The 20724-nt window shown below is 74.7% G+C and carries 23 protein-coding genes; 10 read left to right on the top strand and 13 right to left on the bottom strand.

From position 1 onward, the window contains the following. Nucleotides 1-27: 27 nt before the first annotated feature. The 4 genes from RCG67_RS09610 to fdhD form a co-directional block, all read right to left on the bottom strand. Nucleotides 28-1347 (bottom strand): M18 family aminopeptidase, encoded by a 1320-nt coding sequence (locus RCG67_RS09610; RefSeq protein WP_368825909.1) that lies wholly within the window; start codon nt 1345-1347, stop codon nt 28-30. A 9-nt stretch (nt 1348-1356) separates the two neighbouring features. Further along, a complete protein-coding gene (locus RCG67_RS09605) occupies nt 1357-2484 on the bottom strand; it encodes a CPBP family intramembrane glutamic endopeptidase (RefSeq protein WP_368825908.1) in 1128 nt (375 codons plus the stop codon). Between the two features lie 77 nt (nt 2485-2561). Then, nucleotides 2562-3296 carry a glutamine amidotransferase gene (locus tag RCG67_RS09600; protein WP_368825907.1) on the bottom strand — a complete coding sequence of 245 codons (735 nt, stop codon included), beginning with the start codon at nt 3294-3296 and terminating at the stop codon, nt 2562-2564. Nucleotides 3297-3350: 54 nt separating this feature from the next. Next, the gene (gene fdhD, locus RCG67_RS09595; RefSeq protein WP_368825906.1) at nt 3351-4217 is read right to left on the bottom strand and encodes a formate dehydrogenase accessory sulfurtransferase FdhD; all 867 of its coding nucleotides are present in this window, start codon (nt 4215-4217) and stop codon (nt 3351-3353) included. A gap of 400 nt (nt 4218-4617) precedes the next feature. Between fdhD and RCG67_RS09590 the strand changes: the two genes are divergently transcribed. The 5 genes from RCG67_RS09590 (at nt 4618) to RCG67_RS09570 (ending at nt 8495) form a co-directional block, all read left to right on the top strand. Then, entirely contained in the window at nt 4618-5208 is a 591-nt protein-coding gene (locus RCG67_RS09590; protein ID WP_368825905.1) for an alternate-type signal peptide domain-containing protein, read from the top strand. Between the two features lie 113 nt (nt 5209-5321). Then, nucleotides 5322-5915, top strand: a complete 594-nt coding sequence (locus RCG67_RS09585; protein WP_368825904.1) for a hypothetical protein — start codon at nt 5322-5324, stop codon at nt 5913-5915. Between the two features lie 15 nt (nt 5916-5930). Beyond that, on the top strand, nt 5931-6938 hold the full coding sequence (locus RCG67_RS09580) for a hypothetical protein (protein WP_368825903.1): 1008 nt from the start codon (nt 5931-5933) through the stop codon (nt 6936-6938). Then, nucleotides 6935-7630, top strand: a complete 696-nt coding sequence (locus RCG67_RS09575) for a signal peptidase I (RefSeq protein ID WP_368825902.1) — start codon at nt 6935-6937, stop codon at nt 7628-7630. Before RCG67_RS09580 ends, RCG67_RS09575 begins: the two co-directional genes overlap by 4 nt. Before the next feature lie 112 nt (nt 7631-7742). Beyond that, nucleotides 7743-8495 (top strand): PIG-L deacetylase family protein, encoded by a 753-nt coding sequence (locus RCG67_RS09570; RefSeq protein WP_368825901.1) that lies wholly within the window; start codon nt 7743-7745, stop codon nt 8493-8495. Nucleotides 8496-8520: 25 nt separating this feature from the next. On the opposite strand, the gene RCG67_RS09565 is transcribed toward RCG67_RS09570, so the two are convergent. Both RCG67_RS09565 and RCG67_RS09560 read right to left on the bottom strand, forming a co-directional pair. Further along, nucleotides 8521-9735, bottom strand: a complete 1215-nt coding sequence (locus RCG67_RS09565; RefSeq protein WP_368825900.1) for an MFS transporter — start codon at nt 9733-9735, stop codon at nt 8521-8523. Further along, complete coding sequence (locus RCG67_RS09560; protein WP_368825899.1) at nt 9728-11011, bottom strand: glycosyltransferase 87 family protein; 1284 nt, start codon at nt 11009-11011, stop codon at nt 9728-9730. The genes RCG67_RS09565 and RCG67_RS09560 overlap by 8 nt, the downstream gene beginning before the upstream one ends. A gap of 342 nt (nt 11012-11353) precedes the next feature. Here RCG67_RS09560 and RCG67_RS09555 point away from each other — a divergent pair, with 342 nt between their 5' ends. After that, a complete protein-coding gene (locus RCG67_RS09555) occupies nt 11354-12085 on the top strand; it encodes a GAF and ANTAR domain-containing protein (protein ID WP_368825898.1) in 732 nt (243 codons plus the stop codon). 103 nt (nt 12086-12188) lie between these two features. Here RCG67_RS09555 and RCG67_RS09550 read toward each other — a convergent pair whose 3' ends face one another. Beyond that, nucleotides 12189-12998 carry an SDR family oxidoreductase gene (locus tag RCG67_RS09550; protein ID WP_368825897.1) on the bottom strand — a complete coding sequence of 270 codons (810 nt, stop codon included), beginning with the start codon at nt 12996-12998 and terminating at the stop codon, nt 12189-12191. 205 nt (nt 12999-13203) lie between these two features. On the opposite strand from RCG67_RS09550, the gene RCG67_RS09545 reads away from it, so the two are divergent. Continuing rightward, nucleotides 13204-13875 (top strand): hypothetical protein, encoded by a 672-nt coding sequence (locus RCG67_RS09545; RefSeq protein ID WP_368825896.1) that lies wholly within the window; start codon nt 13204-13206, stop codon nt 13873-13875. Between the two features lie 24 nt (nt 13876-13899). On the opposite strand, the gene RCG67_RS09540 is transcribed toward RCG67_RS09545, so the two are convergent. Continuing rightward, nucleotides 13900-14829 carry an NADP-dependent oxidoreductase gene (locus RCG67_RS09540; protein WP_368825895.1) on the bottom strand — a complete coding sequence of 310 codons (930 nt, stop codon included), beginning with the start codon at nt 14827-14829 and terminating at the stop codon, nt 13900-13902. A 161-nt stretch (nt 14830-14990) separates the two neighbouring features. On the opposite strand from RCG67_RS09540, the gene RCG67_RS09535 reads away from it, so the two are divergent. Beyond that, nucleotides 14991-15413 (top strand): VOC family protein, encoded by a 423-nt coding sequence (locus RCG67_RS09535; RefSeq protein ID WP_368825894.1) that lies wholly within the window; start codon nt 14991-14993, stop codon nt 15411-15413. A gap of 75 nt (nt 15414-15488) precedes the next feature. Here the strand turns inward: RCG67_RS09535 and RCG67_RS09530 are convergent, their stop codons facing one another. The 5 genes from RCG67_RS09530 to moaC all read right to left on the bottom strand — a co-directional run bounded on the left by RCG67_RS09530 (nt 15489) and on the right by moaC (nt 18750). Further along, entirely contained in the window at nt 15489-15947 is a 459-nt protein-coding gene (locus tag RCG67_RS09530) for an SRPBCC family protein (protein WP_368825893.1), read from the bottom strand. A gap of 124 nt (nt 15948-16071) precedes the next feature. After that, on the bottom strand, nt 16072-17262 hold the full coding sequence (gene moeB / locus RCG67_RS09525; protein WP_368825892.1) for a molybdopterin-synthase adenylyltransferase MoeB: 1191 nt from the start codon (nt 17260-17262) through the stop codon (nt 16072-16074). A gap of 5 nt (nt 17263-17267) precedes the next feature. Continuing rightward, nucleotides 17268-17720, bottom strand: a complete 453-nt coding sequence (locus RCG67_RS09520; RefSeq protein WP_368825891.1) for a molybdenum cofactor biosynthesis protein MoaE — start codon at nt 17718-17720, stop codon at nt 17268-17270. Further along, a complete protein-coding gene (locus tag RCG67_RS09515) occupies nt 17717-18256 on the bottom strand; it encodes a MogA/MoaB family molybdenum cofactor biosynthesis protein (RefSeq protein WP_058875216.1) in 540 nt (179 codons plus the stop codon). The genes RCG67_RS09520 and RCG67_RS09515 overlap by 4 nt, the downstream gene beginning before the upstream one ends. After that, nucleotides 18253-18750 carry a cyclic pyranopterin monophosphate synthase MoaC gene (moaC, locus tag RCG67_RS09510; RefSeq protein ID WP_368825890.1) on the bottom strand — a complete coding sequence of 166 codons (498 nt, stop codon included), beginning with the start codon at nt 18748-18750 and terminating at the stop codon, nt 18253-18255. The genes RCG67_RS09515 and moaC overlap by 4 nt, the downstream gene beginning before the upstream one ends. A 171-nt stretch (nt 18751-18921) precedes the next feature. Here moaC and RCG67_RS09505 point away from each other — a divergent pair, with 171 nt between their 5' ends. Next, nucleotides 18922-20130, top strand: coding sequence for a globin domain-containing protein (locus RCG67_RS09505; RefSeq protein ID WP_368825889.1), 1209 nt, complete (start codon nt 18922-18924; stop codon nt 20128-20130). Nucleotides 20131-20222: 92 nt separating this feature from the next. Further along, on the top strand, nt 20223-20690 hold the full coding sequence (locus tag RCG67_RS09500; protein WP_368825888.1) for a pyridoxamine 5'-phosphate oxidase family protein: 468 nt from the start codon (nt 20223-20225) through the stop codon (nt 20688-20690). Nucleotides 20691-20724 lie beyond the last annotated feature (34 nt).

Raw genomic sequence — 20724 nt, 5'->3', positions numbered from 1 at the left:
GGCCCTCCCGGGGCCCGGCGCGCCCTGTCAGGGGGTGTAGAAGGCCCCCGCGACGGCCCCCAGGGCCGCGACGTCGTCCACGTGGCACAGCTCCCGGGCGGAGTGCATCGACAGCAGGCCGATGCCGACGTCGATCGTGCGCATCCCCAGCCGGGCGGCGGTGATGGGCCCGATCGTGGACCCGCAGGGCACCCGGTTGTTGGAGACGAACTCCTGGTAGCCCACGCCGGCGCGCGCACAGGCCTCGGCCCAGATCCCGGCGCCCACCGCGTCCGTGGCGTAGTGCTGGTCGGCGTTGATCTTCAGCAGCGGACCCGCCCCGGGCACCGGCCGGTTCACGGGGTCGTGGTGGCCCTGGTAGTTGGGGTGCACCAGGTGCCCGGCGTCCGCGGACAGGCACACGGACCCGGCCAGGGAACGCCGGTGCTCGGCGGCCGTGCGACCCAGCTCCTCGCTGATGCGCACCAGCACGTCCTCGAGGAACGGCCCCGCGGCGCCGGAGCGGGTGCGCGAGCCGATCTCCTCGTGGTCGAACGCGGCGAGCACCGCGATGTGCCGGCCCTGCTCCACCGCCTCCGCCTCCCGGACGAGGGCGCCCAGCCCGGCGTGCACGGAGGACAGGTTGTCCAGCCGCCCGGAGGCGAACAGGGTCCCGCCCTGCCCGAACACGGTGGGCCGCTGCGAGTCCGCCAGCACCACGTCGTAGCCGACGATCCGGGCGGGGTCCACGGGACCGCCGTCCGCGTGCTCGGCCAGCAGCGCGAGGACGTCCGCGTCCTCCGGCTGCCCCACGCCCCAGACCGGCTGCACGTGCTGCTGCCGGTCGAGCTGCAGGCCCTTGTTGGCCTCGCGGTCCAGGTGGATGGCGAGCTGCGGGATGCGGGCCACGGGCCCGGTCGCGGTCAGGTGCTCCGCCGGGACCCCGTCCGCGCCCCGCACCACGAGCCGGCCCGCGAGGCGCAGCTCGCGGTCCAGCCACGAGTTCAGCAGCGCCCCGCCGTAGGTCTCGACCCCCGCCTGGTGCCAGGTGTGGGCCGTGCTGGTGGGCCTCGGCTTGAGCTTGAAGCCCGGCGAGTCCGTGTGCGCGCCGAGGATCCGGAACCCGGCCGCCGGCGGCACCTCGGCGGGGGTGACCCACGCGATGACGGCCCCGTCCCGGAGCACGCAGCGCCGTCCGCGGACCCCGTGCCGGGCCCAGTCCTCCGTCTCGTCGAGGCGGACGAAGCCCGCCTCCGCCAGGCGTGCGGCGGCGGCGTGCGCGGCGTGGAAGGAGCTCGGCGACTCCATCACGTAGCGGCCGAGGTCCTCGACGGCGGAACGGGGGTCGGCTGCGGTGCGGGGTTCCATGCGGTCAGTCTACGAAAGGTGCTGGGGCGCGGGGCCGGGCGCCGGCTCCGCCCAGTGGCCGGGGCAGGCCGGCGGGCCGGGGCACACCCAGGCCGCGGGCCCGTGGCCGGTCCGTCCGGGCCCGCCCCCGGCGTGCCCTCCGGGTCCGGGCCGGGGCCCGGGCGCGAGGGGCGGCCGCGGCGGGTGCACGGTCCGGGTCACCTCGACGCCGCGCCGGCGCGCGGCACGGACCACGAGCCACGCGAAGAGAAGCTGCATGGCCGCGGAGACGGCCAGGGCCACCCAGGAGGACTCCTCGGCGTCGGGGTCGGCCAGCCCGAGGGCCCCGAAGAGCGTGGCGACCACGTTGTTGACCACGTGCAGGGCGATCGCCGCCTCGAGCCCGCCGGTGCGCCAGGTCAACCACCCGGCGACGACCGCCATGACCGCGACCGCCAGCAGCCCCCAGGCGTCGTAGAGGTGCCCGAACGTGAACAGGGGCACGGGCAGCAGGATCGCGAACACGGGCCGGCGCAGCCACCGCCCCACGGTCTGCAGCAGGTAGCCGCGGAAGACGAGCTCCTCCGCCGCGCACTGCAGCGGGACCACGAGCACGATCATCGCGATCAGCCACCAGAAGCCCGCCACGGGCCGCGGGGCGGCCGGCGTCCCGACCAGCGCGTACTCCACCACGAGGGCGGCCGCGTGACCCAGCGCGTAGACCGCCAGGGCCACGAGGAGGCACCGGCCGAGGAAGCCCCAGCGCAGCCGCCCCGTCACCGACAGCAGCAGCCCGATGGGCCGCGGGCCCATGATGGCCCGGGCCGCGAGGAGCGCCGGGATCATCAGGACCAGGGAGAAGAACAGCATGAAAAAGATCGCCGGGTCCATGATGTCCAGCTCCGTGGCCTCGAGGAAGACCTCGTCCAGGGCCTCCTCGCCGCGCACGACCACGAGGCCCACGGCCCAGACGATGCCGAAGACGATCGTCAGCACCAGGTAGAAGGCCCCGAAGAGGAGCAGCTCCACGAGCGGCTTCCACCACCGGTGCTCGGGGTCGGCGTGGCCGAGCCGGTGGTAGGGCAGGAGGCGGGGACCGGGGCTCGGGCGGAGGTCGTCGAGGGGCCCCTGCCTCCAGGGGGCGGCGCGCGTGGTCATACCTCCCACGGTATCCTCAGCCGGCCCTTCCGGACACGCGACAGTTCGGGGGCCGGGATCCCCGGCCCCCGAGGGGCTCAGCGCGCGTAGCGGTCCACGAACGCGGCGAGGATCTTCTCGGGCTCCGTCACGGGCGGGCCCGTGCGGATCCGGTGCTTGACCTGCTCGGCCGCGCCCTCCGGGAAGTAGCCGTGCTCCTTGTACGCCTCGATCCGGTTCAGCAGCGCGGGGGCGTCGAGCTCGGGGTGGAACTGCGTCGCGTAGAGGTTCTGCTTGATCCGGAACATCTGGACGGGGCAGCCCGTGCCCGTGGCCAGCAGGACGGCGGCGGGCGCGAGGGTCCGCGTGCCCTCCTTGTGCCCCACGAAGCCGTGGAACGTGGGCGGGAACCCGCGGAGCAGCGGGTCCCGCCGCCCCTCGTCGGTGAGGGTGACCTCGATGACGCCGATCTCCTCGCCACGGGTGCGGTCCACGACCGCGCCCTGGTGCGTGCCGAGGGTGCCGACCCCGTAGCAGGCGCCGAGGAAGGGGAAGTCCCGGGCGACCACCTCGTCGAGCAGGTCCCGCATCTCGGACTCGGCCCGCCGCTGCACCTCGGTCTTCAGCTGCGGCGGGTCGGAGGAGTTGAACGGGGACCCGCCGATGATGACCCCGGAGTAGCGCTCGAGGTCGATCGGCGGCATGGGCCCGGCCTCCAGCCGGACCCGGTGGAGGCTGCTCTCCTGCAGGCCGCTGAAGCGGCGGACGGTCTCGTACTCCTCGTCCGCCACGTCGTCCTCGGCGCGGGTCGCGAGCAGCAGGAAGGGCTTCATGACCCCATCGTAGCCAGCGCCGCGGCGCTCCCCGCGCACTCGGGAGAGGCCGGCTCAGGAGCGGAGTCGCTCCCGGTGGGCGTAGGCGTTGAACGACGTCCCGCGGCTGAAGCCGAGCAGCGTGACGCCCGTGCGGTCCGCGAGGTCCACGGCGAGGGCCGACGGCGCCGAGACGGCCGCGAGCGCGGGGATCCCGGCCATGTAAGCCTTCTGCACCAGTTCGAACGAGGCGCGGCCCGAGACCTGCAGGACGGTGCCGCGCAGGGGCAGGAGACCCTCGCGCAGGGCCCAGCCCACGGCCTTGTCCACGGCGTTGTGCCGCCCCACGTCCTCGCGCACGCACAGCAGCTCGGGCTCGGCGACGCCGTCGCCGTTGCGCGCGGCGGGACCGTCCGGGAAGCGGAAGAGACCGGCGGCGTGGACACCGCCGGTCGTGGCGAACAGCCTCTGGCCGGTGCGCAGCCGGTCCGGCAGGGCCAGGACCGCGGGCACCGGCAGGCGGACCGAGTCCCCGGCCGGGTCGTGGACGGAGACCTTGGTGACGGCCTCGATGGACGCCGTGCCGCACACTCCGCACGACGACGACGTGTAGACGTGCCGCTCCATGGAGGTGTCCGGCAGCGCGACGCCGGGCGCGAGCCGCACCTCCACCACGTTGTAGGTCCGCTGCCCGTCCGGGTCGATGCCGCTGCGGTAGTCCATCTGCAGGATCTCGGCCGGCGAGCGCACCACGCCCTCGGAGACGAGGAACCCCGCCACGAGGTCGAAGTCGTGGCCGGGCGTGCGCATGGTGACGGTGAAGGGCCTGCCGTCGAGCCGGATCTCCAGGGGCTCCTCGCCGGCCAGGGTGTCCGCCCGTCCGGAGCCGTCGCCGTCGGCGGTGTACCGGTGCACGCGGCGGCGCTGGGAAGCTCGGGTCATGGCGGTCCTCCGGTCCCGGCCCCTCCGGTCGGGGGCCCTCCCCCGGCATCCTAGGCGCGGCGCCCCGGAGACCGCCGAACGGGGGACATTACTGATCAGTAACGTCGGGGGAAGTGGGGACAGGAGAAGCCTGTTCGAATTCATAGACTTTTGTCTAGTGTTGACGTGTCAAGGGGATTCCGCGGCAGGGCTGCCGGCGGTCTCCCCCGGGCGCTCCACTGCGGCTCCCGGGCCGGCACGCCGACGGCGCGCCCGGCGCAGCGGGCACCCCGTCCCCCGTGATCCGGGGGGACGGGCACCCGCCGCCTCCCGCGGACACCCCACCGGATGCCCGGCACGGCACGCGCACCGAGCCCGGGCGCGCCGTCCTCCCACCCCTCTCTCGCTCGAAGGCGGAACCATGAACACTGCAGCACAGACCCCCCTGTCCGAGTCCCCCGCGCGGGACGGCAGGAACCGGCGTGCCGGCAAGGCCGTCCTGGCCGGCGCCGTGGCGGCCGGGCTCCTCGCCGCCGGCGGCGGCACCTTCTCGAAGTGGTCCGAGGAGCACGCCGTCGCCTCGGACGACATCGTCACCGCCGGTGAGCTCTCCATGGAGAACACCACCGTGTTCTGGACGGACGGCACCGGGAAGGACATCGACCCGGCCACCTACAAGATCGTCCCCGGCGACACCATCGAGCTCCACGCGTCCACCACAGTGATCGCGAAGGGCAACAACCTGCAGGGGTCCCTCGAACTGCAGCTGCCGGCACAGCTGCAGCAGGAGATCGACGCGCTCGAGAAGGCCGGCTACGTGTCCTACGACGTGACTCTGGCCAGCGACGAGAAGTCGACCCAGAACTCGTTCCCGGTCACCGCGAGCGATAACGGGGACACCGTGACGGCCGTCGCCTCGTTCACCTGGAAGGCGGACAGGACCACCGGCAGCGCCGGCGAGAACATGTCCAAGTCGTTGAGCGGCACCAAGCTCGTCCTCGCCCAGCAGTGACCGCACGGGGCCTTCCGGCCCCGGAGCACCCCGGTGCGGCCTCGTCCCCGCACCGGGGTGCCCCCGCCCCTCGCACGCCCCGCACCCCTCCGTCTCGTCCCCCAGAGGCTCCCATGACGCGCTCCCACCGCACCCGCCGCCCCTCGACCGCCGGCCGCGCCCTGGCCGCCGCCGCAGCCGCGCTGCTGGCCCTGACGCTGCTCGGCAACGGCCTCGGGACGGCCGCCCGCTGGTCCGACGCGGCCCCGCTCGAGACGCGGGCCGTCGGCACCGGCAGCCTCGGCGTGGTGCTGGAGCCCGCACGGGCCGCCCTCCAGCACACCGACATCGACCCGGCGACCGGTGCGCTCGCCCGCGGGACCACCGACCTCACCGGCACCGCCCTCTCCGCCCTGGCCCCCGGCGACACCGTCGTCGTCACGACCCGCGCGGTCCTCGACGTCGAGGGCGCGAACCTCACCGCGACGCTCACGGTCGATCCCGGCGTGCCGGTCGGCGGCGCGGTCGTCCCGCGCGCGGAGCTGGTGCCCGTCCTCGGCGCCCCGCCGATGGATCCCGGTCCCGCGCCGTCCTCCTGGACGGTGACCGCGGCCCACGACGGCGCGGCCTACGACGTCACCGTCGCCTACGAGGTCTCCGCCGCCCCCTCGGCCCAGGGCACGACCGTCGACCCCGGTCCCCTCACGGTCTCCCTCCTCCAGAACTGACCCCCAGGAGTTCTCATGAGCCAGTACCGCACCCCCACGGCCTACGTGCTCGGCGTCCTCGTCCTGCTGGCCGCCATCGTGCTCACGACCCCGGGCGGCGGGACGGACGCACGCTGGACCGCCGCCGGCCGGGCCGAGGTGCCCGCCATGGCCACGGGCCGGGTCGGCTTCGAGGTCGGCGGGGTCGAGGGCGCCGAGAGCTCGGCGACCCTGACCAACACCTCCGGGTTCGGCGTCCGGTACCGGCCCCGGCAGGTCTCCCTCGTCGACTCCGCCGGGGCGTCCGTGGCGCCTCCGCAGGGCATGGACTTCGCGTACCGCACCGGCGCGGCCTGCGACGACGGCACGGCCCCGGTGCGGTGGACCGCCGTCGCACCGGGCGGTTCCGCCCCGGTGGACGTCCTCGGGGATTTCCGGGCGCCCCTGGAGCGGGACCGGCCCGCCGGGCTGTGCCTGACCGTCTCGACCGGGGCCGTTCCGACCGACGCGCTGCGTGCGCTGGACGAGCGGGGACTGCGGGTCGTCACGCAGGTGGAGGCCGCCTCGCTCGGGGACGGCGCCTGGTCTGCGACCCGTCCGTGGACAGTGCCGCTCGCCCTGGAGCTGCCGGCCGAGGAGCAGCCGACCGACGAGCAGCCGACGACGACCGCTCCTCCTCGCCCGGCGGCGCCGCCGGAGGCACCACCGTGCGGCGCGGACCAGAACGCCGCACTGCTCCGGTGGTCCTGGGACGGCGGCCCCGGCGTTCCCGCCGTCGCGCGGTGGGAGGTCCGCGTGCGACCCGTGGGCACCACGGAGGCGTCCACGCTGGTGAAGACCGTGCCGACGCCCACCGCACGGGAGGTCCGGGTCACCGCCGCCGAGCTCCTGAGCACGGACCATTCGTCCAGCCGGGACTACGAGGTCCTCGTCCGGGCGGTGTTCGCCGACGCAGGCACCTCCCCCGTGGACAGCGCCTATGCGTGGACGATCAAGGCCCCCGGCAAGAGCGGCAACATCCACTGTGAAGGACTCCCCTCATGACCACCGTGCTCCGCAGGACCGTCCACCCGCTGCTCGTGCTCGCCCTGACCGCGGTGGCCGCGCTGCTGCTCGCCGTCGTCGTCGTCCCGCTCGCGCTCGGCTGGGTGCCCCTGACGGTGCTGTCCGGCTCGATGGAGCCCACCGTCCCGACCGGCAGCCAGGTCGTCGTCGCCCCCCTCGAGGGCGAGGACGACGCCGCCGGGCTGAGCACCGGGGACGTCGTGACGTTCATGCCCCGCCCGGACGACCCCACCCTCGTCACCCACCGGATCGTGGGCGTGGCGGTGGACGGCGAGGGGCGGCGCAGCTTCACGACCCGGGGGGACGCCAACGCGGTCCCGGACGCGGAGCCGGTCACCGCCACCCAGCTGCGCGGGCTGGTGAAGTACCACGTGCCCTGGGCCGGCTACGCCGCGACCCTCCTGGACGCCGAGCAGAAGCGCGGCGGGATCGTGCTGGTCGCCGCCGCCCTGTTCGGCTACGCGCTGTGGCAGCTCGTGGGCGCGGTCCGGGACCGGCGCCCGGACGACACTGCCGACGACAGCGCAGACGCCACCGCCGACGAGGCCGCCCCCGAGGGCGCCGGTGAGAGCGCCGGCGAGCTCGGGCGGCCGGGCGGGGAGCCGTCGTCCCCGGCGGAGGCGCGCACGGAGGCCCTGCCGCTCGTGCCCGCCACGGCCTCCGGCCGCTGAGGCCCTCCCCGGCCGCTCCGTCGCCGCCCCGTGGCCGGCAGGTCCCCACGGAACGACGACATCGGGCGGGCCGCCGTTGCCGGTCCCCCGGAGCGGGTCCATGATGGGGAGCATGACCGAGACCCCGCTCAGGCACGTCGACGAGAACTGGCAGCGCGCCCTGGTGGTGGTCGCGCACCCGGACGACATGGAGTTCGGCGCCGCCGCGGCCGTGGCCCGCTGGACCGGACAGGGCAAGGACGTGGTGTACTGCCTGGTCACCAGCGGGGAGGCCGGCATCGACGGGCTCGAGCCGCAGCAGTGCGGCCCCCTGCGGGAGGCGGAGCAGCGGGAGTCGTGCCGGATCGTGGGCGTGGAGCAGGTGGAGTTCCTGCACCAGCCGGACGGGGTGCTCGAGTACGGGGTGCCCCTGCGGCGGCGGATCGCCGAGGTGGTCCGCCGGCACCGCCCGGACGTGGTGATCACCAACAACTTCCGGGACACCTGGGACAGCGCCACCAACCTCAACCAGGCCGACCACATCGCCACGGGCCGGGCCACGCTGGACGCCGTGCGGGACGCCGGCAACCGGTGGGTCTTCCCGGAGCAGATCGGCACGGGCCTGCAGCCGTGGCCGGACGTGCTGGCGGTGTGGGCGGCCGCCTCGCCCGGCGCCCGGCACGCGGCCGACGTCACGGAGACCTTCGGCGCCGGCGTGGAGTCGCTGCGCGCCCACGGCGCCTACCTCGAGGGCCTGGGCTGGACCGACTTCGACCCGGACGCCTTCCTGCGGGGCAACGCCGCCGCCGTGGGGGAACGGCTCGGGGTGCCGCTCGCGAGCTCCTTCGAGGTGTTCCCCCTGCAGTGGGGCGGCACCGAGGAGTGAGCGCCGGTCCGCCGGCGGGGCCCGGTCAGGCGGGCTCGGGCTCCCGGAGGACCGTGAGGACCAGCAGCACCGCGAGGACCACGAGGCCGGCCACGAAGCCGACCGCCCCCGGCCAGCCGGTGGCCGTGTAGAAGACGCCGCCGGCCGTGCCCAGCACGGACGACCCGGCGTAGTAGAAGAGCGTGTAGAGGGACGAGGCCTGCGCCTTGCCGGTGCGGGAGCGCACCGGCACCCACCCGGAGGCCACGGCGTGCGCGGCGAAGAACCCCGCGGTGAACAGCAGCAGCCCCACCACGATCACGGGGATCGACGGGACGAGCGTGGCCAGCAGCCCGGTGAGCATGACGGCTCCGCTGCTCGCCAGGACCACCCGGCGCCCGCGGGCCGCCGCGACGCGTCCGGCGGTCCCGGAGGACCAGGTGCCCGAGAGGTAGGCCAGGAACAGGAGGCTCACCACGGTCTGGGACACCCCGAACGGCTCCTCGCCGAGGTGGAAGCCGAGGTAGTTGTAGATCGCCACGAACCCGCCCATGAGCAGGAAGCCCTGCAGGTAGAGCACCACCAGGCCGCGGTCCGCGAGATTGGCGCGCAGCCGCCCCAGCAGACCGCCCGGCCCGGTGAGCCGGACGGTCTGGCGCACGAAGCCCCGCTGGCGCGGGGCGATCAGGATGAAAACCACGGCCGCGAGCGCGGCCAGCACGCTCACGGTGATCGTGCCGGTCCGCCAGCCGAACGCGTCCCCCACGGGCGCGGCGACGATGCGCCCGGCGAGCCCGCCCAGGCTCGTCCCCGCCACGTAGGTGCCGGCGGCCACGGCGGCGTGCCGGCGGTCGAGCTCCTCCGCGAGGTAGGCCATCGCCACGGCGGGGATCCCGCCCAGGGCGACGCCCTCCGCGAAGCGCAGCGCCACCACGGTCTCGAAGCCCGGTGCCAGGGGCATCACGAGTCCCAGTACCGTGGCCGACAGCACGGCCATCACCATGGTCCGCAGCCGGCCCCACCGGTCGGAGACCACGGACCACGGCAGGACGCCCACGGCGAGGCCGAGGGTCGCCGCGGAGACGCCCAGGGACGCCTCCGCGGCGCCGATCCCGAGGTCCGCCGCCATGAGCGGCAGCACGCCCTGCACGGAGTAGAGCTGGGCGAACGTCGCCACACCCGCGCACAGCAGGGCCAGGAGCACCCTCCGGTAGCCCCGGCTGCCGCGGCCGTAGCCGGTCCAGGCGCCGGGCTCAGCCACGGTCCGCGTCGACGGCGCCCCGGGTCCCGGCCCGGAGGCCGGTGACCGTCCACAGGGCCAGGAGCAGGAACAGGGCGAGATAGGGCAGCGCGGCCACGGCGTCGATCACCGGCCCGGGCACGCTCAGCGGGCGCAGCCACGCGTCCCAGCGGATCGGACCGACGTACAGGCCCACGAGGGCGACCCCGCCCAGTGCCAGGGCGAGCCGGCGCGGGCCGTCCCGGAGGAACGCCGGCCACGCCTCGACCCACAGCGCCGTGAACACCAGCGCCCACCACAGGTGGTGGTGGGACCACGTGACCGGGGACATGTAGAGCATGACGAGGGCGTTGACCGCGACCGCGGAGAGAACCATGCCCCGGGCCGCGAGGACCCGGATCAGCAGGGCGACGCCCACGACCATGACGAGGACCAGCGCCCAGCGCAGCAGGGGCTCGGCCTCGCCGGGGACGCCCAGGTGCAGGAGCACCCCCTGCAGCGAGGTGTTGTCGACGTACCCGGTGTCGCCCACGCGCTCGTCGCTGACCACGGCCTCGCCCCAGAACACGGCGGCGTCCCGGGGCAGCGCCAGGAACCCGATCAGCACGGTCGCGGCGAACGTGAGGCCCATCGTGAGGATCGGCCGCAGCTGTCCGCGCATCAGGAACACCAGCCCGAACGCCAGGGGCGTCAGCTTGACGCCCGCGGCCAGCCCGATCCAGAACCCCCGCGGGATCCGGCCCAGGAGGCTGTCGTCCCGGGTGCGCAGCAGGTCGTAGAGCACGAGGGCGAGGAGCAGGGCGTTGATCTGCCCGAGGCCCACGTTGCGCATCCACGGCCCCGACCACAGCAGCACCGCGGTGCCCGCGGCCACGGCGGTCGCCGGGCCCAGCAGGCCCTGCAGCGGCAGCGGCCGGCCGCGCTCCGCGGCCCGGCGCAGGAGGACGGCCGACAGACCCGCGGCGATGCCCATCGTGACGAGCCCCAGGGCGAGCTCGGTGAGCTGCTCGGGGAGATAGGCGAGCGGCACGAACAGCAGCGCCGCGAACGGCGGGTAGGTGAACGGCAGTCCGCCGTCGTCGTGCAGGCTCAGCCCGGGCCCGTAGAGCTCGTCGGCGAACCCGTGCCGGTCCACCACGGCCATGCCGCCGAGCCGGTAGACGTCCAGGTCGATGCTGCCGTCGAGGGTCAGCCACACGGACCGCACCAGTGCGCCCGCCAGCAGCAGCCACACCAGGCCGGTCAGCGCCGTCGAGCGTCCCGCGCGGGACGTGACGGCGGCAGGGGTAGCGCTCACCAGGACCTCAGTTCTCGGGTCGGTGCGTGCAGGAGTGCACGCGGACGGGGCGGGGATGTCGCGGGCGGCGGAGCCGGCGCCGCGCGGCGGCGTGGTCCGCCGCTGCCCGGCACGCCGCCGCACTCCGTGCGCCGGCGTGCGGGGTCGGCCCCCACTCTAATCCCGCGCGGCCCCGCACCGGGATCGCCGGTGACCGGCACGGGCCGCACGCGCGCCCGGCGGACGCCGGGACGCAGGGGGCGCGGGAACACGGCATGATGGACCGTGCGGACCCCGAGGCCTCTGCCGCCAGGGCCGACGGCACCTGCACCGCGGGCCCGCTGCGACCACCGGAGGAAGACCATGACGGAGCACGAGACGGGCGCATCGCCCACGGCACCGCACGAGCTGCTGCTCGAGAGCGAGGACATCACGTCCTTCCTCGACGCGCTCACGGCCACCATCGCCCAGGCGCTGTCCACCGACGGGGACGAGGTGTGGTGCGCGGTCACCCTGCTGCGGCCGAAGAGGTCCTCGACCGTGGCCTCCTCCAGCCCCGCGGCCGAGGCCCTGGACGAGATCCAGTACCACTACGGTGACGGCCCCTGCCTGACGGCCTCCCGCGAGCACCGGCTGGTCCACGTCGCGGACACCCGTTCCGACCCCCGGTGGCCCGAGTACGGCAGGGCCGCCGCCGCCAACGGCATCCGCTCCGCCCTCGGGGTGCCCCTGGACCTCGGCGGCGAGGCCTCCGCGGCCCTGGACGTCTACGCCGACCGCCCCCACAAGTTCGACCCGGCGACGATCGAGGTCGTCCAGCGCGAGGTGGCGTCCGCCTCCACCGCGCTGCGCCTGGCCGTGCGGATGGAGAAGCACCGGGACGCCGAGGCGGACCTCAAGGCGGCCATGGCCTCCCGCACCACCATCGACCTGGCCGTGGGCATCGTCATGGGCCAGAACCGCTGCACGCAGGAGGAGGCCTTCGCCATCCTGCGGGCCGCCTCCAGCCACCGCAACCTCAAGCTGCGCGACCTGGCCGCGGAACTGGTCGCCACCGTGGGGCAGGGCCCGGCCACCACCCACTTCGACCGCTGAGGGCGCGTCCCCGTCCGAAGCCGCTGGGGACGGCGTGCGAGCCCCTGCGGGCCGGCGCCCCGGCCGGCGGGGAGCCGTGGCGTCCCGCGGACCGGCCGGAGAGTCAGCCCTTCCGCCACTCGTCGCTCGTCAGGTGGGATCCGGCCTGCGGCCCCATCTGAACCATGCCGCCGTCCACGACCCAGGACGCCCCGGTGACGTAGGCGGAGGCCGGGGAGGCGAGGAACGCGATGACCGAGGCGATCTCCCGGGCGTCCCCGGGCCGGCCCAGCGGCACGCCGGGACGGTGGGTGGACCGCGGGTTCTCGTCCTCCTGGCCCGTCATGGGGGTCGCGATCTCCCCGGGGGCCACCGAGTTCGCGGTGATCCCGTGCTGCCCCAGCTCGAGCGCGATGGTCTTCACGAGTCCCCCGAGTCCGTGCTTGGCGGCGTCGTAGGCGCTCGAGCCGACCCGGGGCACGTGCTCGTGCACGCTGGTGACGGCGATCAGCCGGCCGCCCCGGCCTGCGGCCACCATGTGCCGTGCCGCCGCCTGGAGGCACAGGAACGCGCCGTCGAGATCGGTGGCCAGCACCTTGCGCCACGTGGCCAGGGACGTCTCCAGGAACGGGACGTTCGCCCCCGTGCCCGAGTTGTTCACGAACACGTCCACGCCGCCGAGCCGCTCCACGAGGCCGTCGACGACGGCGCCGCAGCTCTCCAGCTCCGTGGTGTCCAGCCGTGCGACCACGGCCCGCCGGTCGTAGGAGCGGACCTCCTCGGCGGTCCGCTCGGCGCCGGCCTCGTCCTGGTGCCAGGTGATGCCCACGTCCATGCCGGCCGCCGCGAGCGCCACGGCGGTGGCGCGCCCGATACCGGAGTCGGAGCCGGTCACCACGGCCGTGCGCGGGTCGAAGTCGGGAGTGCGTTCCATGATCGTGGCCTTCCGTCCGTCCGGTGCGAGGACCGCCGTGCGGGGCGGCCCGGGGGCCTCAGCCTATGTCCGGCCACGACCCCGGGCACACCCCCCGCCGTGGTCCGGGTCGCTCGTGCGATTCGCTCCTCCGGACCCGTTGCGGACCACCGCCGAGGAGAGGAGCATGTGAAGCAAGCTGACGGCCGGACGTGAGGAGACAGTCGTGGCAACCCAGGACCAGTCAGGATCGACCGTCCCGGAGGAGCCCCGGGCGTCCGGCACGGACCGCCCGGGCGCGTCCACCCCGCGGGGGCGGCGGCAGGAGGTCGTCGCGGCGGAGAGGCGGGAGTTCGGGGGCGTGAAGTTCGGCTCCGCGTTCTTCGGCTGGATGACCGCCACGGGCATCGCCGTGCTGCTCACCGCGCTGCTCGGGGCGATCGGCGCGGGCGTGGGCGTGGCGACCAGCACCGACCCCGGCGAGATCGCGGAGCAGGTGGCCCAGGACGCCGGCACCGTGGGCGTGGTCAGCGGGATCGCCCTCGCCCTGGTCCTCTTCGTCGCCTACTTCGCCGGGGGCTACGTGGCCGGGCGCATGGCCCGCTTCGACGGCGCCAAGCAGGGAGTGGCCGTGTGGGTCTGGGCGATCCTCATCGCGATCGTCCTGGCGCTCCTGGGCGCGGTGGCGGGCGAGCAGTTCAACGTGCTGCGCGAGCTCAACAGCTTCCCCCGGATCCCGATCGGCGAGGGCACCCTCACCACGGGCGGCATCATCGCCCTGGTCGTCGCCGTCCTCATCCCGCTGCTCGCGGCGGTCCTGGGCGGCCTGGCCGGGATGCGCTTCCACCGGAAGGTGGACCAGGTCGGGATCGACCACCAGTACCGGTCCCACTTCTGAGTCGGGTCCTCCGGGACCCGGGCCTCAGAACTCCAGGACGAGGCGCCCCCGCACGCCCCCGGCCTCGAGCCGGCGGTGCGCCTCGGCGGCGTCCGCGGCGGGCAGGACGGCGGCCACCCGCAGGGAGAGCACCCCCTCCTCCACGTGCCGGCGCAGCCGGTCGAGCTTCCGGCCCGAGTGGTACTCCCGGGGCACGCTGATCCGGTGGACGGTGATCCCGCGCCCCGGGTCCCCCGTCCAGTGCCGCACGGTCGCGAAGTCCCCGCCGTCCCGGACGGCGGGGACCGCCTTCTCGTGGAGCACGGCGGCGTCCACGAGGGCGTCGACCCCGTCGGGGAAGAACTCTCGGATCCGCTCCGCGACGTCGTCGCCGCGGGCGACCACGTGGTCGGCGCCGAGGCTCTCCACGAGCTCCAGGTCGTGCTCCGACGCGTCGGCCACGACGGTGAGGCCCTCGTGCTTGGCGAGCTCCACCACGTAGTTGCCCAGGGTTCCCGCGGCCCCGGTGACGGCCAGGGTCTGCTCGGGCTGCAGGTCCAGCACCTCGAGGATCTGCAGGGCCGTGAGCCCGTTCATGGGCAGGGTGGAGGCGGTGGCGAAGTCCGTGCCCGCGGGGAGGCGGGCGATCGAGTCGTCGGGGGCGACCAGGAGCTCGGCGTAGGCGCCCCCGTGCTCCCCGCGCGGCAGGGCGACGGCCATGACCGCCTCCCCCACCCGCCAGGCGCTGCCCGGCCCGACCTCGTCGACGACCCCGGCCGCGTCCATCCCCGGCACGTACGGCGGGCTCAGGTGCTCCAGCGGCTGACCGCCGGCGCGCAGCACGGTGTCCGTGGGGCTGACGGCAGCCGCCCTGACCCGGATCCGCACCTCCCCGGGCCCCGGGTGGGGGTCCGGCAGCTCGTGGACGGCGAGGACCTCGGGCCCTCCGAACGACTCGACTCCGATGACCTGCATGCCCGTTCCAACCCCGGGACGGACGAACCCATTCCGGCTCCGCTCCGATGCCGTGGCGATGCCGCCGCGACATGCGGGCGGAGATCCTGTCACACCGTTGCGCCCCCGCGGGCCGGGGACCATGCTGAGGGCGGGGACCGCCGCAGCACGAGGGGGACGTCATGGCACCGGCAGAATTCATCACCCTTCCCGTCTCGGACCTGGAGCGCTCGAAGCGGTTCTACTCCGGCCTGGGCTGGCGGCTGCACCCGGCGTTCGAGGGCAGCGGGGCGGGGACCGTCGAGATCCGCGAGGACGAGCACGTCATGGTCCTGAGCGAGGACCGCCACCTGCGCCTGGTGGGTCCCGGGACTCCCGGCACCCCGGCCGACGCCTCGGTGGTCAACGCGCTCAGCGTCGACTCCCCGGAGGAGATCGACACCATCGTGGACCGCGCCGTCCGCGCCGGCGGGACTGAGGGCGACGCCCAGGACTACGGCTTCCTGCGCTCGCGCTGCTTCCGGGACCCCGACGGCCACCAGTGGGAGATCCTGTGGGTCGACCCGGCGGCGGCCCCGGCGCGCGCCGCCCGCCGGGAGCCCTGACCCACAGGCCTGGGCGGCACGGAGCCCGGTCACCTCGGGGTGACCGGGCTCCGTGCCGCCGGGCGGCTCAGGCGCTCACTTCTCGGAGACGGCCGCGGCGAGCCGCTCGAGGGAGTGCTCCAGGGCGCCCTCCCCGAAGAGCGGGAAGGACACGGCCTTCCGGGCCTCCGGGGTGGCGTGCTCCCAGGAGTAGGTCTCGGTGACCAGCGTGGCGCCGGGGCCCTGGGGCTCGAGCTCCCAGATCCACTCCCAGCCCTCCAGCTCCGCGCCCTGCGGCTTGGGCCGCCAGGCGAGCAGCTTGTTCTCGTCGTAGCCGGAGCCGGTGTTCTCCATGACGTAGTCGCCGCCCATGTGCTCGCCGTTCATGTTCATCACGAAGACCTGGCCGACCTGCTGGATGCGCTGGTCGTCGCCGGAGACCACCGTGCCGGAGCCGTCGATCTGCCGGTGGCGCGAGGGCAGGCTGAGGACGTCGAAGACGGCGTCGGCGGGGGCGTCGATGACGCGGCTGGCGGAGATGCTGTTCTCGGTCATGCTGTTGGTCCTTCCGTCGTCTGCGGTACGACCTCACCGTAGGCGGACGGGACCGGTCCCTGGCCAGTGCTGTCCGCTCCCCGCGTAGTGCGGGAGCACCGCACCGGGAGGCCGCCCGGGTTGCTCAGTAGGGCTGCTGGGACGGGTCCACCTGCTCGATCCACGCCAGCACCCCGCCCTCGAGGTGCGCGGCGTCGGGGTGCCCCGAGGCCACCAGGAGCCGCAGGGCGCGCTCGGAGCGCGCCCCGGCCTTGCAGTGCAGCAGCACCCGGCGGTCCGGGGCGATGCGCGCGAAGGCCTCCCCGGACTCGAACTGCCCCAGCGGGACCAGCCGCGCGCCGGGGATCGCCGCGAGCCGCGCCTCGTAGGGCTCCCGGACGTCGACGAGCTCGAAGTCCGCCGCGCCGCGCTCCCGCGCCGCCAGCAGCGCCGCGAGCTCGGGAGCCGTCACGGTCGGGACGTGCTCGGGTCCGGGGGCGGGCGCCGGGCAGGCGGGAGCCCCGCCGTCGGCCCCGGTGCCGGTCGTGCCGGGGGCGAGGGACGTGACGGGCGCGCGCCCCGGTGTCGGCGCCAGCGGGATCTCCCACCAGCGCGCCGAGAGGGCGTCGTAGGTGGCGACCCGGCCGAGCATCGTGGTGCCGATCCCGGTGACCAGCTTGACGGCCTCGACCGCCATGGCGGTGCCCAGCATCCCCGGCAGCACGCCGAGCACCCCGGCCTCGGCGCAGCTGGGCACCGTGCCCGGTGCCGGCGGCACGGGGTAGAGGTCGCGGTAGGTGGGCCCGTGCGCGCCCCAGAACACCGAGTACTGGCCGTCGAAGCGCAGGATCGAGCCCCACACGTGCGGCAGACCGGTCAGTTCGCACGCGTCGGAGACGAGGTAGCGGGTCCCGAAGTTGTCCGTGCCGTCGAGCACGAGGTCGTAGCCGGCCAGGACGTCCTCCGCGTTGGCGGCCGTGAGCCGCTCGCGGTGCTCCACCACGTGCACCAGCGGGTTGAGGTCGGCGATCCGCGCGGCGGCCGAGGCGGTCTTGGCCGCGCCCAGCGTCGTTCCGCCGTGGATGACCTGGCGCTGCAGGTTGGAGGCCTCCACCACGTCGTCGTCGACGACGCCGAGGGTCCCGACGCCCGCGGCGGCGAGGTAGAGCAGGGCCGGGGAGCCGAGCCCGCCCGCGCCCACGCAGAGCACGCGGGCGTTCTTGAGCCGCCGCTGGCCCTGCTCGCCGATCTCGGGGACGGTCAGGTGGCGGGCGTAGCGGCGCAGCTCGGCGTCGGTGAGCTCGGGCGCCGGCTCGACGAGCGGGGGCAGGTCCACGGCGCTCAGGCGTCCAGTCCGACCCACTCGGTGGAGCCGTCCGCGAACAGCTGCTCCTTCCAGATGGGCACCTCGGTCTTGATCCGGTCCACGAGCGCGTCGCACGCGGCGAACGCGAGCTTGCGGTGGGCCGAGGCCACGGCGGCCTCCAGGGCGGAGTCCCCGATCCGGAGCCGGCCGACCCGGTGCGCGGCCCAGATCCGCACCCCCGGGAACTCCTCGGCGACCCGGCGGGCGACCTCCTGGACGGCCCGGTCGGCGCCGGGGTGGCAGGTGTAGTCGAGGCTCGTGACGGGGCGGCCGCCGTCGTGGTCGCGGATGACGCCGCTGAAGGAGACCACGGCGCCGGTGCGCTCGTCCTGCACGGCCGCGACGGCCTGCCCGTGGTCCAGCGGTTCGTCCGTCACGAACGCGGCCACGACGGCGGTGTCGGCCTGGATGGGTCCGGGAGTGCTCAACGGTCGGTCTCCTCGTGCGGTCGGGGGTCGTGGCGGGGGCCGGCGTGCCCGCGGTCGCGGTGGCCCTCCAGCTGGTCGCAGACGTGGTCGAGCAGCGGCTCCAGCACCTTCAGCCCGTCCCACACCCCGCCGGTGGAGCCGGGGAGGTTGACCACGAACGTGTGCCCGCTGACCCCGGCGTGCCCGCGGCTGAGCGCGGCCAGGGGGGTGGTCCTGCGGCCCTCCGCCCACAGTGCCTCCATGATGCCGGGCAGCTCGCGGTCGAGGAAGGGCCGGGTGACCTCGGGGGTGAGGTCGTCGGGGGCCAGACCGGTCCCGCCGCTGGTCACCACCACGCTGGGCCGGTCCTCCGGCGCCCGGGCCACGAGCAGCCGCTCGAGCTGGGCGCGGACGTCCTCGCCGTCGGCCACCACGAACGGGCCCTCCACGGTGAAGCCGTGGGAGCCGAACCAGTCCGCGGCGATCCGCCCGCTCCGGTCCTGGTAGACCCCGGCGGCGGCGCGGGTCGAGGCGACGACGACGGCGGCGCTCCTCATGCGCCCTCCCCGCCGGTCCGCGCCCAGTCCCCGGACTTGCCGCCGGACTTCGCGAGCACCTTCACCTGTTCGATCTCGGCGAGCTTGTCCACGGCCTTGATCATGTCGTAGAGCGTCAGGGCGGCCACCGTCGCCGCGGTGAGCGCCTCCATCTCCACGCCCGTCACCCCGCGGGTGCGCACCGTCGCGCTGATCCGCACGCCGTCCGCCAGCCGCTCGAAGTCCACGGTCACCTTGCTGATCGGCAGGGGGTGGCACAGCGGGACGAGCTCCGGGGTCCTCTTCGCCGCCATGATGCCGGCGACCCGGGCCACCGGCAGGGCGTCCCCCTTGGGCAGGTCCGCGGCGAAGACCTGCTCGACGACGTCGGGGCGGGTGCGCAGCGTGGCCGTCGCGGTGGCCTCGCGGGTGGTGACGGCCTTGGCCGAGACGTCCACCATGTGCGCGGACCCGTCCGCCCGCACGTGGGTGAGGCCCTGCTGCTGCTCGGTCATGTCGGTCCGGTCCCCTTCGCCTGTGCCGTCGGTGCGTCCCTCCCATTCTGGCCCACGACGGCTCCGGGCGCCGCCGTGTCATCTCCTGGTTCCGCGCCCGGCGCGGTGCTAGCTTGACGTGACGCGACCAGAGCGCCGTCGACGACGTCGGTGCTCGTGAAGGAGCCCATCGTGCTGTCAGACACCTCGTACCCCGTGGTGAAGGCCACGCTCCCCGTGGTCGGGGAGAACATCCAGGAGATCGCCCGGCGCTTCTACGCGCACATGTTCGAGGAGCACCCCGAGCTGCTGGACGGCCTGTTCAACCGCGGCAACCAGGCCGACGGACGGCAGCAGCAGGCGCTGGCCGGGTCCGTGGCCGCCTTCGCCGGCTACCTGGTGAACAAGCCGACCGAGCTCCCGGACCACCTGCTCTCCCGCATCGCGCACAAGCACGTCTCCCTGGGGCTGCACCCGGACCAGTACCAGATCGTGCACGACAACCTCATGTGGGCCATCGTGGACGTCCTGGGCGACGCCGTGACCCCGGAGGTCGCCGCGGCGTGGGACGAGGTCTACTGGCTGATGGCCAACGTGCTCATCAACCAGGAGCGGGGCCTCTACGACGCGGTCCGGCTCTCCCCCGAGACCGTCTGGCGGACGTGGCGGGTGGTCGAGAAGATCCCGGAGACCGAGGACGTCACGACGTTCGTCGTGGAGCGCGTCGACGAGCGCGAGGTGAAGCGGTCCCTGCCGGGGCAGTACGTGACCCTGCGGATGGAGATGCCCGACGGGGTGCAGCAGCCCCGGCAGTACAGCCTGACCCGCGCCGACGACGGCCACCACCGGCGCTTCGCGGTCAAGCGGGTGCGCGGCAACGGCACCCCGGCCGGCGAGATGTCCACCCTGCTGCACGACCGGGTGCAGGTGGGCGACGAGGTGGTGCTGTCGGTGCCCTCCGGCGACGTGGTCCTGGAGTACTCCGACCGGCCCCTGGTCCTGGCCAGCGCCGGCATCGGCGTCACGCCCATGGCGGGGATGCTCTCGCACCTGGTGAAGGACGGCTCGCAGCGCACGGTGCGGTTCCTGCACGCGGACGCCTCCCCGGAGACGTTCGCGCTGCGCGGGCAGATCGAGGAGGACCTCGCCGCCCTGGAGGACGGCTCCCTGCAGGCGTGGTTCGAGCAGCCCTGGGCGGGGGGCGAGCGCGGCGAGAACGAGCACGAGGGGTTCATGGATCTCCGCGCCGCGGAGCTGCCGAAGGACGCGCAGTACTACCTGTGCGGGCCCCTGCCGTTCATGCAGGCCGTGCGCAGCGCGCTCGTCGCGAGGGGCGTCCCGGCCCGGGACATCCAGTACGAGGTGTTCGGCCCGGACCTCTGGCTCGCCGACTTCGAGTGAGGAACAGTGCAGACCCCCGCACCGGCACGAGGACCGGGACGGGGACCAGGACGCGGCCGCAGGCCGGGACAGCGACGACGACGGAGGACACGATGACGGACACGCACGGCAACGACGTGGAGGAGCTGGCGGTCAACAGCTGCTGGGAGCTGCTGCGGGACGCGGGCGTCGGCCGCCTCGCCGTGTGGGTGGAGGACCACCCGGACATCTTCCCGGTCAACTTCGTGGTGGACCACGGGACCCTCGTCTTCCGCTCGGCGGAGGGGACGAAGCTCGCGGGAGCCCTGACCGACGTGCCCGTGGCGGTCGAGATCGACGGGTACGACGAGGCCTCCGGGAAGGCGTGGAGCGTGGTGGTCAAGGGCCGCGCCGAGCGCATCCGGCAGGTCCAGGAGCTCACGGACACCCTCGACCTGCCGCTGTTCCCGTGGCAGGCGGGCCGCAAGGGCATCTTCGTCCGGATCGTCCCGGGGCCCGTGACCGGCCGCCGGTTCCCGGTCGCGGACCCGGAGGTGTGGCGCACCCCGCTGTCGGGGGCGCGGCACTCCCCGGACGAGTGAGCCGGGGGCGGCGGAGCCGCTGAGCGGGCGCCGC

Origin of the sequence: Kocuria cellulosilytica (assembly GCF_040981245.1) — a bacterium.
Taxonomy (GTDB): domain Bacteria; phylum Actinomycetota; class Actinomycetes; order Actinomycetales; family Micrococcaceae; genus Kocuria; species Kocuria cellulosilytica.
This window is presented reverse-complemented; position numbering and strand designations above follow the sequence as displayed.

Bases quoted from the DNA above. Each gene is read 5' to 3' on its own strand.
- fdhD (WP_368825906.1), bottom strand. From the start codon at position 4,217: ATGACCCGAGCTTCCCAGCGCCGCCGCGTGCACCGGTACACCGCCGAC.
- RCG67_RS09530 (WP_368825893.1), bottom strand. From the start codon at position 15,947: ATGACCGAGAACAGCATCTCCGCCAGCCGCGTCATCGACGCCCCCGCC.
- RCG67_RS09580 (WP_368825903.1), top strand. From the start codon at position 5,931: ATGAGCCAGTACCGCACCCCCACGGCCTACGTGCTCGGCGTCCTCGTC.
- RCG67_RS09575 (WP_368825902.1), top strand. From the start codon at position 6,935: ATGACCACCGTGCTCCGCAGGACCGTCCACCCGCTGCTCGTGCTCGCC.
- RCG67_RS09585 (WP_368825904.1), top strand. From the start codon at position 5,322: ATGACGCGCTCCCACCGCACCCGCCGCCCCTCGACCGCCGGCCGCGCC.
- RCG67_RS09600 (WP_368825907.1), bottom strand. From the start codon at position 3,296: ATGAAGCCCTTCCTGCTGCTCGCGACCCGCGCCGAGGACGACGTGGCG.
- RCG67_RS09610 (WP_368825909.1), bottom strand. From the start codon at position 1,347: ATGGAACCCCGCACCGCAGCCGACCCCCGTTCCGCCGTCGAGGACCTC.
- RCG67_RS09550 (WP_368825897.1), bottom strand. From the start codon at position 12,998: ATGGAACGCACTCCCGACTTCGACCCGCGCACGGCCGTGGTGACCGGC.
- RCG67_RS09540 (WP_368825895.1), bottom strand. From the start codon at position 14,829: ATGCAGGTCATCGGAGTCGAGTCGTTCGGAGGGCCCGAGGTCCTCGCC.
- moaC (WP_368825890.1), bottom strand. From the start codon at position 18,750: ATGACCGAGCAGCAGCAGGGCCTCACCCACGTGCGGGCGGACGGGTCC.
- RCG67_RS09500 (WP_368825888.1), top strand. From the start codon at position 20,223: ATGACGGACACGCACGGCAACGACGTGGAGGAGCTGGCGGTCAACAGC.
- RCG67_RS09570 (WP_368825901.1), top strand. From the start codon at position 7,743: ATGACCGAGACCCCGCTCAGGCACGTCGACGAGAACTGGCAGCGCGCC.
- RCG67_RS09605 (WP_368825908.1), bottom strand. From the start codon at position 2,484: ATGACCACGCGCGCCGCCCCCTGGAGGCAGGGGCCCCTCGACGACCTC.
- RCG67_RS09535 (WP_368825894.1), top strand. From the start codon at position 14,991: ATGGCACCGGCAGAATTCATCACCCTTCCCGTCTCGGACCTGGAGCGC.
- RCG67_RS09590 (WP_368825905.1), top strand. From the start codon at position 4,618: ATGAACACTGCAGCACAGACCCCCCTGTCCGAGTCCCCCGCGCGGGAC.
- RCG67_RS09555 (WP_368825898.1), top strand. From the start codon at position 11,354: ATGACGGAGCACGAGACGGGCGCATCGCCCACGGCACCGCACGAGCTG.
- RCG67_RS09515 (WP_058875216.1), bottom strand. From the start codon at position 18,256: ATGAGGAGCGCCGCCGTCGTCGTCGCCTCGACCCGCGCCGCCGCCGGG.